Below are 14,683 nucleotides of genomic sequence, written 5' to 3'. Positions count from 1 at the left end.
GTCTTCCCGGTTAGTAGACGCCGCACATGCCGTCGATCGAGACCTCCTCGACAAGGTCGTCGGCCTCGATCAGCTCGTCCACCGGGTCCGCGGCGGACAGGCCGGCGGTCTGGGTGCGGAGGTCTGCGGGCGTGGTCGCGGTCTGGTCCACGATGAATCTCCAGTCGTCCGGGCCGGAGCCCGGAGCGTCCGCCACGAGGCGGAAGCCCCTTGAGCACCAGCGCTCTAGCGTGCGCTCACAGTATTGGCATCAGGTGCCAAAAATCTAGACCTCAATTTGCAGTGATCTTCGCGACCTTCGCGGTGAACACTTGCGCACCGGCCGCCGGGGACCTTTGATGCCGAAGACATGGACCCCCAACACATCAGTTCGCCCATCACTGCCGCGTTCGACATGACTGCTTGCGATGTCGTCGTCATCGGCGCGGGTGCCGCGGGTGCCGTCCTCGCGGCGAGACTCAGTGAGGATCCCCGCCGCGAGGTGCTGCTCCTGGAGGCGGGGTCGGCCTACACGACCCCCGGCGACTTCGGACCCGCACTGCTCGACGCCCGCTTGGTGCCCGGTGCCCAGCGCGGTCATCCCGCGGTCGGCCTCTGGCCGGTGCTGCTCGCGCCCGACCGTCCCTGGGAGGTGCCGCGCGGCCGGGTCTCGGGCGGCTCGACCACGGTCAACGGCGGCTACTTCGTCCGGGCCCGCCGCCAGGACTTCGACCGCTGGGCGGCGGCCGGGAACCCTGCGTGGGCATGGGGGCGCGTGCTGCCGCATCTGAAGGCGCTCGAGACCGACCTGGACTTCGGCGAGAGCGACATCCATGGCGCCCACGGACCCGTTCGGGTGAGCCGCGGCCGATCGGCTCACCCGGCCGAGACGGCCTTCACCGACGCCGCGCTCGCCCTCGGGTACTCCTTCGAGCCCGACAAGAACGACCAAGCCCCACCCGGGGTCGGCTCCGTCCCCTCGAACTCGGTGGCCGGCATCCGTCGGAACACGGCCCTGAGCTACCTCACCGACCAGGTGCTGGCCCGCCCCAACCTCCGTGTCCTCGGCGAATGCCCCGTCCAACGGATCCTCTTCTCGCAGGGGAGGGCGAAGGGCGTGGTGGCGGAGTACCGGGGCAGCCGCCTGATGGTCGAGGCCGACTCGGTCGTGGTCAGCGCCGGCGCACTGGCCTCGGCGCGGCTGCTCCAGCTCTCCGGCATCGGCCCCGGCGCCGACCTGGAGCGCCTCGGCATCCCTGTGGTGCGCGATGCCCCGGCTGTCGGCGCCCGCTTCAGCGATCACCCGCAGGTCACGCTGGAGTGCGGTACTCAGGACGCCTGGGGCGCACCGGACGAGAACTGGATGGGGGCCTGCCTCCACCTGGAACTGGAGAACGGCCTGGGGCAGGCGGAGATCCTCCAGTCCCTGGTGCCCCTGTCCGCGCTCATGCGGGGACGCACCACGGCCCCAGGGGCTCCTATGGCGTTCCTGGTCTCGACGCTCGCCCCCCGCCCGACGGGCAGGCTGCGCCTGCGGTCTGCCGACCCGGTGGTGCCGCCCCTCGTCGAGTACAACTACCTCGCAACCCAGTCCGACCGTGGCCGACTGCGTGCCGCCGTACGGGCCGCGGCCGAGCTGCTTGCCGGGTCCGCCTTCGCCGATGACGGGGGTAAGGGTGCTGCCGTCAAGCCGGAGGTACTGGACGACGACGACGTACTCGACGACTGGATCGGAGCCAGGCTCGGAACCTCCCAGCACACCTGCGGCACGGTTCCGATGGGACCCGAGGGCAGCCCGGACGCGGTCGTGGACCAGTTCGGCCGGGTGCACGGGGTGCCGGGGCTGACCGTGGCCGACACCTCGATCCTCCCCGACGCGCCGCAGCGCGGACCCGCTGCCACGGCCGTGCTGGTGGGAGAGGTCGTCGCCGACGCGTTCCGCCGAGGTCCCTCCGCCGAGCGCCATTGACACCCCGCGGAGGGAGGCCCAGGATAGAGGTGTTGCGTTGAATGGGTTGCCTGTTCTCTTCAGTGCAGGCCGGTCGAGACTCGACAGTCCGCGACGCTGACATCTCACCCATCTCCCCCGACAGACAAGGACCTGGACGATGGTCGAAGCCGTGGCCCGCCATGTCGTCATAGTCGGCGCCTCGCTCGCCGGAACACGAACCGCGCAGAACCTGAGGGCGCTCGGCCATACCGGCCCCATCACCCTCATAGGCGCCGAGGACGAGCTCCCCTACGACCGGCCGCCGCTGTCCAAGCAGCTTCTTCTGCAGGAGTGGTCCGAGTCCTCGGTGGACGAGATCCGGCTGGCCGGGAAGGCCGAGCTGGACGAGCTCGACATCCAGCTGCGCCTCGGTTGCGCGGCGATCGCGCTCGACGCGCCCGCCGGAGTGCTCCGGCTCGCCGACGGCACAAGCGTGGGGTACGACGTACTCGTGATCGCTACCGGAGCCGCCGCGCGGCCCTCACCGTGGCAGCCGAAGTCGGGTGTCCTGCAGCTCAGGACGCTGCAGGACGCCCGCGCCATCTCCGAACAGCTGGCACTCGGCCGGCCGATCGTCGTGGTGGGCGGGGGCTTCATCGGTACCGAGATCGCCGCGGCGGCACGCGCCCGGGGCTGCGAGGTCACGGTGGTGGACCCGCTGCCGGAGCCGATGACCAGGCTTGTCGGACCCGAGATCGCGGGCAGCCTTGTGGACCTGCATCTGCGCAACGGCGTGAAGACGCGCTTCGGCACCGGTGTGGTGGGCATCGAGGGCGAGGCCGGAGACCTCACGGTCGAACTCGACGACGGCGGACGGCTCCAGGCGGCCACCGTCGTGGTCGGGATCGGCTCCGTCCCGGCGACGGACTGGCTCGTCTCCTCCGGTCTCCTGCTCGACAACGGAGTGGTGACCGACGGCTTCCTGAGGGCGGTGGGGTACGAAAACGTGTTCGCCGTGGGAGACGTCGCGCGCTGGCCTCATCCCGGCAAGGGCTCCGCGGTCCGCGCCGAGCACTGGACCAACGCCGGTGACCAGGCACGCTACGTCGCCTCCGCCATCACCGGGGGGACGGCCGAGGCATACACGTCCACGGACTACGTCTGGTCCGACCAGTACGACTGGAAGGTGAACGCCTTCGGCTGGCGCGACCCGCTGGGCCGCTCCCACCTCATCGGCGACCTCCAAGGCGACGGGCGTGCGGCGGTGGTCCACACGGATGTCGACGGCGCGCTGTGCGGAGCCGTCACGGTGAACTGGGTGCGGGCCCTCAATCAGGTACGTCGGCTCAGCGCCTCAGGCGCCTCGGGCGAAGAGGCTGTCGCCGCGGTGGGCCGGCTGCCCTGACCGACAGCCGTCAAACACACCGGGACGCCGGACCCCCGAGGGTCCGGCGTCCTTTTGTGCCGTCACGGCGACTGCCGCGGCTTCTGACGTCACAGCGACCGCCTCGGCAGCGCATCGTGCGGGGCCGCGCGAAAAGGATCGTGCAACCGGCGGTGGTGGTCACCGGGCCGTGGACCGCGACGACGTACGCCGCAACGGCAGGCCCAGGGCGAGGCGGAGCTGGGGGACGAACAGCCGGACCACCTCGGGTCGGCTCATGGAGCAGAGCGGCTCCAGCCGGAGTACGTAGCGGGTGGTGATCAGTCCCGCCAGCACGCAGGAGAACGCCGCTGCACGCCGGTGGGCGTTGATTCCGCCCGACAGGTCGGCGAGCCGGTTGACGATCTCGCCCTCCAGCGCCTCCTTGACCAGCCCGCCCACCGAGTGGTCCGTCACAGCGCTCTGGAACATCCCGATGAGGGCGGCACCGGACTGCGGAGCCTCCCACGCCGTCATCAGCTGTCCGAGGGCGCGTTCGGGGAACGAGTCGAGGTCGTTCTCCTCGATCTGCCGGGCGAGCAGTTCGGCCGGATTCGCGGACAGCGCCAGGGCGGCCCCGAACAGGCCCTTCTTCGAACCGAAGTAGTAACTGAGCAGCGCCAGGTCGACGTCGGCCTCGGCGGCGATGGACCGCAGGGTCACCGAGCGGTAGCCGTCCTCGAGGAAGCGCCGACGTGCCACGTCCAGGATCGCGCGACGGGTGTCGGGCCGTCCCGGCCTGCGCCCGCGCCGGACTGCTTCTTCGCTCGTCACGATCCCGATGCTAACCGGCCACGACGGGTCCGCTCCCTTGACGGCCGTCGTGCGGCCGAATTCATCGCGGTGCGCCGACATGGCACCGATACCTCGGAACGCGACCGTGGCCCGAGACCGCGCGGGCTCCTGGAGACCTACATAAGCCCAGTTCATAGGGCCCTTACTGATCCTTCTACGACCTGCGGCCGAAGTGGCTCGCCGTCACTTCCCTATTTCATCAGAGTGGCTCTCGGAGTCCTGCTGAAGCGAGTCTTGCCCTGGCCGCCCGGGGGCGACAGTCCCGGGCCGAGGAGAGAAGGAACAAATGGACTCGCCCACCGCCGCCCCGCCGGTCGTACGGCACGGCCTCGTCCTGGCAGTCACCTGCCTGGCTCTCGGCGCCGTGGTCGCCGCCATGGCATCGCTGAACGTGGCCCTCCCCGGCATCGCGCGGGAGACACGGGCGTCGCAGACGGATCTGTCGTGGATCGTCGACGCATACAGCCTTGTGTTCGCCTCACTGCTGCTGCCCGCGGGAGCGCTCGGCGACCGGATCGGCCGACGCAGGGCGCTGCTGGCCGGGCTCGCCGTCTTCGGCGTCGGATCCGCCGCCGCGGTGGCCACCACCAGCCCGGCGTCACTGATCGCCCTGCGCGGCGTGCTGGGTCTGGGGGCCGCACTGGTCATGCCCGCCACGTTGTCCACCATCACCAGCACCTTCCCGCAGGCCCAGCGGGCGCGTGCGGTGAGCGTGTGGGCGGCCGTGGCCGGTGCCTCGGCGCTGGTCGGCGTGTTCGCCACCGGACTCCTGCTGGAGCAGTGGTCGTGGCGGTCGGCGTTCTGGCTGAACGTGGCGCTGGCCGCCGTGGCGTTCGTCGGCACCTTGGTGTTCGTGCCGGAGTCGGCCGAGGCGGACCGTCCGAAGCTGGATGTCGGCGGCGCGCTGCTGGCCGTCATCGGACTGGTCGCGCTCGTGTACTCCGTCATCGAGGCGCCGACGCGCGGCTGGGGCGACCCCGTCACACTGGCCGGAATCGCCGTCGGCGTGCTGGTGCTGGCCGGGTTCGTGTTCTACGAGCTGCGCCGGCCCAGCCCCCTGCTGGACCCGCGCCTTTTCCGTAACCGGCACTTCACGGCCGGCTCGCTGTCGATCACACTCCAGTTCTTCGTGTTCTTCGGCTTCATCTTCGTGACCATGCAGTACCTGCAACTGGTGCGCGGTGACAGCGGGTTGGTGGCGGCCGCGTCGATGGCGCCGATGACCTTCGCCTTGGTGCCGGCCTCACGGCTCTCGCCGCGTCTGGTGTCGAGGTTCGGCCCCCGGGCTCCCTGGGCTCTGGGTCTGGTGGCCGTCGCCGGGGCCATGACGGTCCTGTGTCAGGTGACGGCGGACACTTCGTACGGGCTGATCGCTTGCGGGCTGCTCCTGCTCGGTGCGGGCATGGGGCTGGCCATGACGCCCGCGACGACCGCCATCACCGACGCCCTGCCGCGGTCTTTGCAGAGCGTCGGGTCCGCGATGAACGACCTGTCCCGCGAACTAGGAGGGGCCCTGGGCATCGCCGTCCTGGGCAGCTTGCTCAGCGCCTCCTACCGCAGCCACCTGCACCTCGACAGCGCCCCCGGCCCCGTCACGGACGCGGCCCGTTCCTCGCTGGCCGCCGCGCACGCCATCGGTGGTCCGGTCGCGCAACAGGCCCGCGGCGCGTTCATCGACGGCATGCACGTCGCGTTCCTCGGCGGAGCCACGGCCGCCGCGCTGGCAGCGGTCGCGGTCACCGTGCTTATGGCACCCGCGCGCCGCTCGCCGCCCGCGGGCGGGACGGCGGCCCTCGATGTGGCCGTACCGGAGGACGAGCCGCTGGCCCGCACCTACGGGTGATCCGACCGAACCATGACGTGAGCCGACACCCCGGGGTGTCGGCTCACAGCGGCGAGCAGGTCGAGCGCGCGCCCCGCGCCGCCGAGGTGGCGGAGCCGGAACGTCGGCCCGCCGAGCTCGTTGCGCCGGACGGCCCGAGTCGGCCGCCCGCGGCGAGCCCGGCGACGATGTCGGGGAGCGGGACGGGCTGTCGGGACGACGTGACGATCAACCGCCCGTTCCTGCGCGGTCGTCGGCGGCCGTCGGGGCCGGTCATCGACCGCGGACGTTGACGATCGGCACCCCGGCCCTGTGCGCCGCTTCGAGGGCTTCGTCGCTGTAGTCGAGGACGAGGCACTCCGTGGCGGGCACCTCCAGGCGGCGGCCAGGAAGAGTTCGGGGGAAGGCTTGCCGCGGGTCACGTCCTCGCGGGTGACCACCACCGGTATGACGGCGTCGAGGCCCGTGGCCCCCATCGTGGGCAGGACAAGTCTCGCTGGAGGTGCCGGAGGCCACTTCAGGCTGGCCCAAGACATCTTTCCAGCGAGGCGTCACTGCTCACCGGAGATGGTAGGTCGCGAGCGAACACGGTTGTGTGCTTGCTCGACCAGATCCAGGGCAACTTCGAGCGCGGCCTCACGCTTTGCCTCCGGATCGCCTTCCAGATCGTGCAGGGCGAACGCCCCCGCATGCAGCGTGAGGATCGCACTGAGGGAGCGGGCCTGGTCGAGCAGATCCGTCTCGGGGTCAGCCAGGATGCTATGCAACCCGGTCAGGCACCCTTTCCAGGGTGCGCCGATGGAAAGCTCGCGCACGGTCGCCTGGTTCGCCTGCACGAAGCGGAACAGCGGCGCCGCGTCGAGGAGCGACCGGTTGTAGCGCCGTACTACCTCTTGCTTGGTCTCGAGGGTGGGCTCCTGCCGCCTGCCCCACTCGATCAGGTCCTCGACCGGCTTCGTCAGATCCTCGAACAGGCTGACGACGATGTCTTCCTTCGTCCGGAAGTGGTAGTAGAGGGCCGCCTTCGTGACGTCGAGACGTTCGGCGATCTCGCGCAGTGAAGTTTTCTCGTAGCCCTGCTCGGAGAAGAGGTCGAGCGCCACTTCCTGAATCCGCCTGCGGGTGTCACTTCGGCGCTGCAGCGAGGTGTCCTTGCTGCTGGTGGCACTCATCCTCGTGCTCCTTGCCGCCGCTGACGGCCGGGCGGTGCCCCCCGACCGGCCCTCCATGAGGGCCGGGTGCGGTTCGGGAGGCACCGCCCGACCGGGCTCACGCGACCCGCTCGCCCAGAGGCGCGTGCAGGACGCCGTCAGCGATCAGTGCCTCCACCTCGGACTGCGGCATGCCCAGCTCGCCGACGAGGATGTCGAAGACGTTCTCGCCGAGGGCCGGCGGATAGACGGATTCGACCTCGGCGGTGTCCACGAAACGGATCGGCGCGGCGACGTTCTCGAAGGACACGGTGCCGTTCTTGACCTCCACGAGGCTGCCGTCACCGGCCTCCCGCGCATCGGCGAGTGCCTCGAGGACGTTCTTCACCGAGGCGACGGGCACCGACGCCGCCGCGAGGAGATCGACCCACTCGGCGGCCGGGCGCGTCGCGAACCGGGCCTCCAGCGCCGCCCACAGCGACTCCTTGTTCCGCAGCCGGGCGGCCGCGTCGACGAAGCGCTCGTCACCGATCAGCTCCTCGAGCCCGAGCACCTTGCACAGGCCCTCCCACATGCGCGGCGTGTTCGCCGTGACCACCAGCTCGCGGCCGTCCCCACCACGGAACGAGCGGTAAGTGGCGATGGAATCGTGGCCGGCCCCCTGCGGGCCGGGCGACTCGTCCCGCAGATAGGTGTAGAGCGCCTGGTAGGACAGCATGGCCAGCTGCCCACGGAGCATCGACACGTCCACGATGCGCCCTCGCCCTGTCTCCTGGCGGGCCTGCAGCGCGGCGAGAAGACCGATCACGGCGAACAGCCCGGCCACCACGTCACCGGCGGGAATCCCGAGCCTCGCGGACGGGGCGCCGGGATGGCCGTTGATGCTCATCACGCCGCTGAGCGCCTGGACGACCATGTCATACGCTGGCCGGTCCCGCATCGGCCCTTCCTGGCCGAATCCGCTGATGGACGCCCACACCAGGGAGGGGTGTTCGGCGAGCACCTCCTCGGGGGCGATGCCCAGTCTGGCCGTGACGCCCGGCCGGAAGTTCTCGATGACCACGTCCGCGCCGGCCACCAGACGCATGAGCACCTCGCGCCCCCGGGGGGACTTGAGATCGAGCGCGATGCTGCGCTTGTTGCGGTTGTTGGCGAGGTAGTAGGCGCAGTCGCCGTCGAGTTCGGGTCCGACGATCGCGCGGCTCGAGTCGCCCTGCAGTGCCTCGATCTTGACGATGTCCGCGCCGAGGTCGCCGAGGAGTTGTGTCGCCGAGGGCCCGGACAGGAAGGTCGTCAGGTCGATGACCCGCAGGCCCTCCAGGGGCGGACGTTCGATGTTCGTCATGCCGCCTCGAAGATGTGGATCGTGCAGGCACCGTGGTCCAGTCCTGCGGTGCCGCCGCCGGTCACGTGGGTCAGGGCCCAGCGGGCGTCGTCGATCTGGCGTGCGCCGGCGGTGCCGGTGAGCTGCCAGAAAGCCTCGGCGATCTGGGCGACGCCGCTGGCGCCGACCGGGTGGCCCTTGGCCAGCAGGCCGCCGCTCGGATTGACCACGACGTCGCCGCCGAAGGTGGTCCGGCCGTCCCGCAGAAGCGCTGCCGCGCTGTACTTCTCGGTGAGGCCGAAGGCCTCGTAGTAGACGAGTTCGGCGATCGAGAACGCGTCGTGCAGCTCGATCATGTCCAGGTCCTCGGGGCCGATGCCGGCCTGGTCGTACGCGTCGCGCGCGGACTCGTACGAGATCTCCGGCTTCGTCATGTCCCGGTATCCCTCGGCCACCTGGCCGGAGTGCAGGACGGAGGCCGCCACGCGCATCCCGTTCGGGGTGCCCAGGCGCTCACGGGCCCGCTCGGAGGCCAGCACGATGACGGCCGCGCCGTCACCCGTGGGGCAGCACATGAGCAGCGTCAGCGGATCGGCGACCGGACGTGCGGCCAGTACCTCCTCGACCGTCACCTCCTTGCGGAACTGCGCGAACGGGTTCAGCGCGCCGTGCTTGCGGGCCTTGACGCTGACCCGCGCCAGGTCCTCGGCGGTGGCGTCGTTCTCGTGCAGGTAGCGCGTCGCCCGCATGGCGTAGACGGCCGGCATGACCAGGCCCTGCTTGACCTCGCGGTCCTCAGGCGACAGCGGAAGCGTTCCGCCGCCGAACTGGGTCAGCTTCTCGACGCCGATGACCACGGCCACGTCGATCAGGCCCTGCGCGATGGCGGTGGCCGCCTCGTGCACGGCCGTCGCGCCACTGGAGCAGGCGTTGTCGACGTTCACGGTCGGGATGGTGCCGAGGCCGATCTCCTTGGTGATCCGCTGACCGGTCATCATGCCGCCGTAGGAGTGGCCGACGTAGACGGCGTCCACGTCCTTCTTGTCGATGCCGGCCGTCCGCAGCGCGTCGACGAGGGGGGACACGGCCAGTCCGACGTAGGACGAGGTGCGGTGCTTGCCGAAGGGGATCATCGCCGCCGAGACGACGAACACGTTCTCACTCATGAATCTCTTCCTCACTCGCCGGTGACAGGCGCGAAGAACCAGTCGTCGCCGTCCGTGCCGAGCTCCACGAGCCCGTCCGGACGCAGGGGGCCGGAAGCCTCGCGCAGATCGGCGAGCGTCCGCACGCCGTCGTCGAGGTCGACGTAGCCGAGGGCGCGGGGGCCGCCGTCGCCGCCGACGTGGAGCCGGGTGAACGAGTAGAGGACCCCTCTGGTCGGAAGCGCGATCCGGGAGACGTCCCGGCTCACGCACGCGCTGCAGACCACGCGCGTCCCGATCATCGTCGCGCCGCACTGGTCGCAGACGGTGCCCACCAGGCGCGGGCCTTCGGGGAAGTCACCGAGGAGGCTGTCGCTCTCCAGATCTGCCACCGGCGCGGAGACCGTCGCCTCGTCCTTGACCGTCATCGAGCTCCTCCATGGCCGGTTCCCCCGGCGGTGCGGGCGATGGACCGTGTGGGACACACTGTGATCGCCATCTGGATCTTGTCTTCGCCGTCACCGTGATCGTCGACGACGATCGCGATGCTCATGTCGTCGAGGTCGAAGGTGTTCGGCGCGTAGAACGTGCACTGCCCCGATCCCATGCAGCGATCACGGTCGACCGTGAGCTCGCCGGACATCAGTCGTTCTCCTTCTGCGTGTACTCGAGGTGCAGGTGGTTGTGGCCACGGAACTTGTAGCTCTGCATCAGGTCCCAGCGGCGCTCGCCCGCGGAGCCGTGGTGCTCCTCGGAGATGCGGATGCTCTCCGTGCGCTCCAGCAGGCGGTTGATCGAGAAGACCGCCTCGGCCCGCGCCAGCGGAGCGCCCGGGCAGGTGTGGATGCCCCGGCCGAAGGCCAGGTGCTGCCGTGCGTTCGGCCGCTTCACGTCGAACTCGGCCGGGTTGTCGAACAGTCGGGCGTCGCGGCCGGCCGCACCGTGCAGCAGCATCACGACCGTGCCGGGCGCCAGGTCCAGGCCGCCGATGCTGGTGGCCACCTTGGTGAGCCGGAAGGAACCCTTAATGGGCGCCTCGACCCGCAGGACCTCCTCGATGAACTTCGGGACGAGGGCGGGCTCGCGGCGCAGCAGGTCCTGGAGCTCCTGGTCCTCGGCGATGCGTGCCAGCGAGATGCCCAGCAGCTGGACAGTGGTCTCGTTGCCCGCGGCGAACAGGTTGGAGGCGATCCGTGCGACCTCGATGGGCTCCGGGAGCGAGCCGTCGGGGAAGGTGGCCACGGCCATGCCGGTGAGGAGGTCGTCCGCGGGCGTGGCCCGCCGCTCCTCGATCTTCTGGACGAAGTAGTCGTAGAGCCGTTCCAGAGAGTTCTGGTGAGAGCTCTTGAGCTGGAGGTTGCCGAGGATCGGTCCCTGCCGGGTGGCGAGGAGCTCGATCAGCATCGGGTGGTCCTCCACCGGAACCCCGAGCAGGTCGGCGACGGCGAGCACCGCGTAACGCTTGCTGTAGTCCCAGATGTAGTCGCAGGCGCCCGCCGGCAGCAGCTCGTCGAGGAACCGGTCGGCCGTGGCCTTGAGGAAGTCCTCGTTCTCCTTGAGCCGCTTGGGCGTGATGAGCCCCATCAGCAGCGCACGGTGGTCGGTGTGCATCGGCGGGTCGAACGTCACGATCTGGTCGTTCGTGGGGAAGTGCTTCCGGTACTTCTCGAGCAGCTCGGTGAGGTCGTCGCCGACCAGTTCCACCGGCAGGTCGAGGACGGGGCCGCCGGTCCGGTTGATCGAGGAGTAGACCTCGGGCTGGTGATAGACCTGCAGGGCCTCTTCGTAGCCGGTGACGATGACGACCCCGTATTTGTCCTCCCGCCAGACCGGATGGTTGGCGAGCATGTAGTCGAAGTACGGGACCGAGTCCGCCGCGACCGCGGCGTTGGTGAAGAAGTCGATCTCCGTCGGGTCGATGTCCACGGTGCTCATCCGCACCCCTTTCCTTACGTACTTTCGGCCCCGTACTCCGAGCCGTTCTGGCCTGCGGAACCGTTCTGGTGCGGCAGCGTCGCTGTCGTTTCGTTCTACGGAACAATCGTACTGTTATGCGCTAGCCATAGGATGAACGCGCCCTGGGTGCGTGTCAAGGAGTCGCAGGTGAATGCGGAGCTCCAGTGAAGGGTGACGAGCCATTGACAGTGGGTTGGCGGCCGGAGCAGAATCCCCGCTGTGTTGCGTTGTAGAGCCTGAATGTTCTGTTCTGCGTGATGGAATGTGGAGGGCGGACCCGCCGGTGGGCTTCATCGACGGGGAATCCGGCCTCCCTTCCGGCCGTAGACGCCGACGCGGGGCCGTACATCCGAACCGTGCGTACGTCCTTCTCTTCTTCCGCTCGGTTCTCAGCTGGCGACCCGGTGCCCGAGCGGGCCTGCGCCGACCGGAGGACCCCTTCAGGCCCAGTGAGCCGCACGCCGCAAAACGACTCGGGAACGAGTCCTGGCAGACATGGAGTTCCACGGATGACTGACGACCTCGGACCGGACCCGCTCGCCCCCTGGGAGCGGGAGATCGCGGACGCGCACGCCGCCGCACGCCATGTCGACGGTGTGCAATGCCGCGGCTCCGTGGCGCTCATCGACGAGGCGGCGCGGCTGCGCGGCGTCGCCCAGGTCAGGCTGGGCCGGGCCGTCTCCCTCGAACGAGAGGTGGAGACGCGACCGCACCAACTTGCCGCGGGCAGCGTGAAGGCCGAGGCCGAGAAGCGCGACTGGCAGCGCCTCGGCAACGCCGAACTGCCCCAGGGCCATGGCTCGGTCGACCTCAAGGTGCATGTCGGCCTCTACGGGCGCAACGCCCACGGCGGCGAGGTCATCAGCTACGACCCGCACGGCGTCCACAACACCCACCTCGACGGACTGGCGCACATCGGCGCCGACGGCGGGTGGCACGGTTCCATCCCTGCGGCCGCGTCGGAGACCGACGAGGACACGATGGTGAACTGGGCGCAGCACGGCATCGCCACCCGCGGAGTCCTGCTCGACGTCGCGGCAGCCCGGGGCGTGGACTGGATTCCCGCGGAGGAGCCGGTCACCGCTGCCGACCTCGACGCGGCGCTCACCGCCACCGGCGTCACGCTGGAACCGGGCGACGCGCTCATCGTCTACCAGGGGCGCGACCGGTACGAGGCCGCGGGCCACGTGTACCCGAGCGGTGCCGCCGCCGTGCGGCGCCCCGGGATCGGCGAGGACGGCGCGAAGTGGATCGCCTCCAAGGACGTCGGCTTGGTGCTCTGGGACTTCCACGACGCGCGCAACAACCCCTCCGGCTCGCTGGAGGTCCACAAGCTCATCTACTCGATCGGGCTGTGCCTGGTCGACAACTGCCTGCTCGGACCGGCCGCCGCCACTCTGAAGGCAGCCGGCGTCTCGACCGGTCTGCTGGTGGCCGCGCCGACGGCGATCCACCGGTCGACCGGTGTGCTCGTCAACCCGCTCCTGCTCTACTGATCCGCTCTGAACCAGGCCTGATGCCGGCCGGTACACCCGGTCGGTGTCAGGCCCTTGTTGTGTCGCCGCCCGCGCACAGCGGTTCACGTTCCCAAGGAGTTACTCGCATGTTCATCGGAGTGCCCTGCGAGCCGACCGGGGAGACCCGGGTGGCCGCCACACCCGCCACCGTCAGGCAACTCGTGGCCCTCGGCTACGACGTGGTCATAGAGGCGGGGGCCGGCCGGCTGTCGTCGTTCTCCGACGCGAGCTACGCGGAGGCGGGGGCGACCGTCGTCTCCGCCGACGTGGCCTGGGGCGCGGACATAGTGTTCCGCGTCAACGGTCCCTCGCCCGAGGACATCGACCGGCCCAAGGACGGGGCGTACTTCGTCTCCACCTTGGCGCCCGCGACCCACCCCGAACTCGTCGACGCGCTGGCAGAGCGCGACATCACGGTTCTCGCCATGGACGCGGTGCCGCGTATCAGCCGCGCCCAGTCGCTCGACGTGCTGTCGAGCATGGCCAACATCGCCGGCTACCGGGCCGTCGTGGAGGCGGCCCACGAGTTCGGCCGCTTCTTCACCGGCCAGGTCACCGCCGCCGGCAAGGTTCCCCCGGCCAAGGTGCTCGTGGCCGGGGCCGGCGTGGCCGGCCTGGCCGCCATCGGCGCCGCCTCCAGCCTCGGGGCCATCGTGCGCGCCACCGACCCGCGCCCCGAAGTGGCCGATCAGGTCAAGTCGCTGGGTGGGGAGTACCTCCCGGTCGTCGTGGACGAGGAGGCGCAGCAGTCGTCGGACGGATACGCCAAGGCCACCTCGGACCTCTACAACGAGGCCGCGGCGAAGCTGTACGCCGACCAGGCGGCGGACGTCGACATCATCGTGACCACCGCCCTCATCCCCGGGCGCGCGGCACCCCGGCTGATCACGGCCGCCGACGTCGCGTCGATGAAGGCCGGATCGGTGATCGTGGACATGGCCGCCGGGCAGGGCGGCAACGTCGAGGGCAGCGTGGCGGGCCGGAGGATCGTCACCGACAACGGCGTCACCATCCTCGGCTACACCGACCTCGCCGGCCGGCTGCCCACCCAGGCCAGCCAGCTCTACGGAACCAATCTGGTCAACCTGATCAAGCTGCTGACCCCGGGCAAGGACGGCGTGGTCGTCCTCGACTTGGAGGACCCCGTGCAGCGCGGCATCACCGTCGTCCGGGCCACCGGAGACGGCCGTGGTGAGAAGATGTGGCCCCCGCCGCCGGTAAGCACGAGCGCGGCCCCGGCGAAGGAACCGGTAGCCGAGGCGCGGCCCGAGCCGAAGCCCCGCAAGGAGCGGTCGACGGCCGCCAAGGTCACCTCCGTTCTCGGCGGTGTCGCCCTGCTCTGGCTGGTGATTGCCTTCGCGCCGGCGCCGATCCCGGCGGACTTCACGGTCCTTGCCCTGGCGGTGGTTGTGGGCTACTACGTCATCGGCAAGGTCCACCACGCCCTGCACACGCCCCTGATGAGCGTCACCAACGCGGTCTCCGGTGTCATCGTCGTCGGCGCGCTGCTGCAGGCCGGGCTCGACCTTCCGGCGGTCCAGGTCCTGGCAGGAGCGGCGACCCTGCTCGCCGCGATCAACATCTTCGGCGGTTTCGCGGTGACCCGCCGCATGCTCGCCATGTTCAGCAAGGGGAACTGAC

13 protein-coding genes are annotated in these 14,683 nt (G+C 70.1%); 5 read left to right on the top strand and 8 right to left on the bottom strand.

Features of this window, described 5'->3' with window-relative positions; genetic code table 11:
• Positions 1-10: 10 nt before the first annotated feature.
• On the bottom strand, positions 11-196 hold the full coding sequence (gene mftA, locus ACWC24_RS25610; RefSeq protein WP_450665209.1) for a mycofactocin precursor MftA: 186 nt from the start codon (positions 194-196) through the stop codon (positions 11-13).
• 153 nt (positions 197-349) lie between these two features.
• On the opposite strand from mftA, the gene mftG reads away from it, so the two are divergent.
• Both mftG and ACWC24_RS25600 read left to right on the top strand, forming a co-directional pair.
• Positions 350-1,948, top strand: coding sequence for a mycofactocin dehydrogenase MftG (mftG, locus tag ACWC24_RS25605; protein WP_450665208.1), 1,599 nt, complete (start codon positions 350-352; stop codon positions 1,946-1,948).
• A gap of 139 nt (positions 1,949-2,087) precedes the next feature.
• Positions 2,088-3,314, top strand: coding sequence for an NAD(P)/FAD-dependent oxidoreductase (locus tag ACWC24_RS25600; RefSeq protein ID WP_450665207.1), 1,227 nt, complete (start codon positions 2,088-2,090; stop codon positions 3,312-3,314).
• 159 nt (positions 3,315-3,473) lie between these two features.
• Here ACWC24_RS25600 and ACWC24_RS25595 read toward each other — a convergent pair whose 3' ends face one another.
• Positions 3,474-4,106, bottom strand: coding sequence for a TetR/AcrR family transcriptional regulator (locus ACWC24_RS25595; protein ID WP_450665206.1), 633 nt, complete (start codon positions 4,104-4,106; stop codon positions 3,474-3,476).
• Positions 4,107-4,413: 307 nt separating this feature from the next.
• Here ACWC24_RS25595 and ACWC24_RS25590 point away from each other — a divergent pair, with 307 nt between their 5' ends.
• Positions 4,414-5,970, top strand: a complete 1,557-nt coding sequence (locus ACWC24_RS25590) for an MFS transporter (protein WP_450665205.1) — start codon at positions 4,414-4,416, stop codon at positions 5,968-5,970.
• 530 nt (positions 5,971-6,500) lie between these two features.
• On the opposite strand, the gene ACWC24_RS25585 is transcribed toward ACWC24_RS25590, so the two are convergent.
• From ACWC24_RS25585 to ACWC24_RS25560, 6 genes are all read right to left on the bottom strand, one after another.
• Positions 6,501-7,121 (bottom strand): TetR/AcrR family transcriptional regulator, encoded by a 621-nt coding sequence (locus tag ACWC24_RS25585; protein WP_450665204.1) that lies wholly within the window; start codon positions 7,119-7,121, stop codon positions 6,501-6,503.
• A gap of 97 nt (positions 7,122-7,218) precedes the next feature.
• Positions 7,219-8,445, bottom strand: coding sequence for a CaiB/BaiF CoA transferase family protein (locus tag ACWC24_RS25580; protein ID WP_450665203.1), 1,227 nt, complete (start codon positions 8,443-8,445; stop codon positions 7,219-7,221).
• Positions 8,442-9,590 (bottom strand): thiolase family protein, encoded by a 1,149-nt coding sequence (locus ACWC24_RS25575; RefSeq protein ID WP_450665202.1) that lies wholly within the window; start codon positions 9,588-9,590, stop codon positions 8,442-8,444. The genes ACWC24_RS25580 and ACWC24_RS25575 overlap by 4 nt, the downstream gene beginning before the upstream one ends.
• Before the next feature lie 11 nt (positions 9,591-9,601).
• Positions 9,602-9,997: a Zn-ribbon domain-containing OB-fold protein gene (locus ACWC24_RS25570; RefSeq protein WP_450665201.1), complete on the bottom strand. Its 396-nt coding sequence runs from the start codon at positions 9,995-9,997 to the stop codon at positions 9,602-9,604.
• Positions 9,994-10,212: a ferredoxin gene (locus ACWC24_RS25565; RefSeq protein WP_450665200.1), complete on the bottom strand. Its 219-nt coding sequence runs from the start codon at positions 10,210-10,212 to the stop codon at positions 9,994-9,996. The genes ACWC24_RS25570 and ACWC24_RS25565 overlap by 4 nt, the downstream gene beginning before the upstream one ends.
• Positions 10,212-11,504, bottom strand: a complete 1,293-nt coding sequence (locus ACWC24_RS25560; protein WP_450665199.1) for a cytochrome P450 — start codon at positions 11,502-11,504, stop codon at positions 10,212-10,214. The genes ACWC24_RS25565 and ACWC24_RS25560 overlap by 1 nt, the downstream gene beginning before the upstream one ends.
• 530 nt (positions 11,505-12,034) lie before the next feature.
• Here ACWC24_RS25560 and ACWC24_RS25555 point away from each other — a divergent pair.
• Positions 12,035-13,021 (top strand): cyclase family protein, encoded by a 987-nt coding sequence (locus ACWC24_RS25555; RefSeq protein ID WP_450665198.1) that lies wholly within the window; start codon positions 12,035-12,037, stop codon positions 13,019-13,021.
• Between the two features lie 107 nt (positions 13,022-13,128).
• A complete protein-coding gene (locus ACWC24_RS25550; RefSeq protein WP_450665197.1) occupies positions 13,129-14,682 on the top strand; it encodes a Re/Si-specific NAD(P)(+) transhydrogenase subunit alpha in 1,554 nt (517 codons plus the stop codon).
• The last annotated feature ends 1 nt before the right edge of the window (position 14,683 follow it).

The sequence above is a fragment of the Streptomyces sp. NPDC001443 genome (assembly GCF_053597355.1).
This window is presented reverse-complemented; position numbering and strand designations above follow the sequence as displayed.

Excerpts from the sequence above, each read along its gene's own strand:
- mftG (WP_450665208.1), top strand. The coding sequence starts at position 350 with ATGGACCCCCAACACATCAGTTCGCCCATCACTGCCGCGTTCGACATG.
- ACWC24_RS25600 (WP_450665207.1), top strand. The coding sequence starts at position 2,088 with ATGGTCGAAGCCGTGGCCCGCCATGTCGTCATAGTCGGCGCCTCGCTC.
- ACWC24_RS25590 (WP_450665205.1), top strand. The coding sequence starts at position 4,414 with ATGGACTCGCCCACCGCCGCCCCGCCGGTCGTACGGCACGGCCTCGTC.
- ACWC24_RS25585 (WP_450665204.1), bottom strand. The coding sequence starts at position 7,121 with ATGAGTGCCACCAGCAGCAAGGACACCTCGCTGCAGCGCCGAAGTGAC.
- ACWC24_RS25580 (WP_450665203.1), bottom strand. The coding sequence starts at position 8,445 with ATGACGAACATCGAACGTCCGCCCCTGGAGGGCCTGCGGGTCATCGAC.
- ACWC24_RS25575 (WP_450665202.1), bottom strand. The coding sequence starts at position 9,590 with ATGAGTGAGAACGTGTTCGTCGTCTCGGCGGCGATGATCCCCTTCGGC.
- ACWC24_RS25570 (WP_450665201.1), bottom strand. The coding sequence starts at position 9,997 with ATGACGGTCAAGGACGAGGCGACGGTCTCCGCGCCGGTGGCAGATCTG.
- ACWC24_RS25565 (WP_450665200.1), bottom strand. The coding sequence starts at position 10,212 with ATGTCCGGCGAGCTCACGGTCGACCGTGATCGCTGCATGGGATCGGGG.
- ACWC24_RS25560 (WP_450665199.1), bottom strand. The coding sequence starts at position 11,504 with ATGAGCACCGTGGACATCGACCCGACGGAGATCGACTTCTTCACCAAC.
- ACWC24_RS25555 (WP_450665198.1), top strand. The coding sequence starts at position 12,035 with ATGACTGACGACCTCGGACCGGACCCGCTCGCCCCCTGGGAGCGGGAG.
- ACWC24_RS25550 (WP_450665197.1), top strand. The coding sequence starts at position 13,129 with ATGTTCATCGGAGTGCCCTGCGAGCCGACCGGGGAGACCCGGGTGGCC.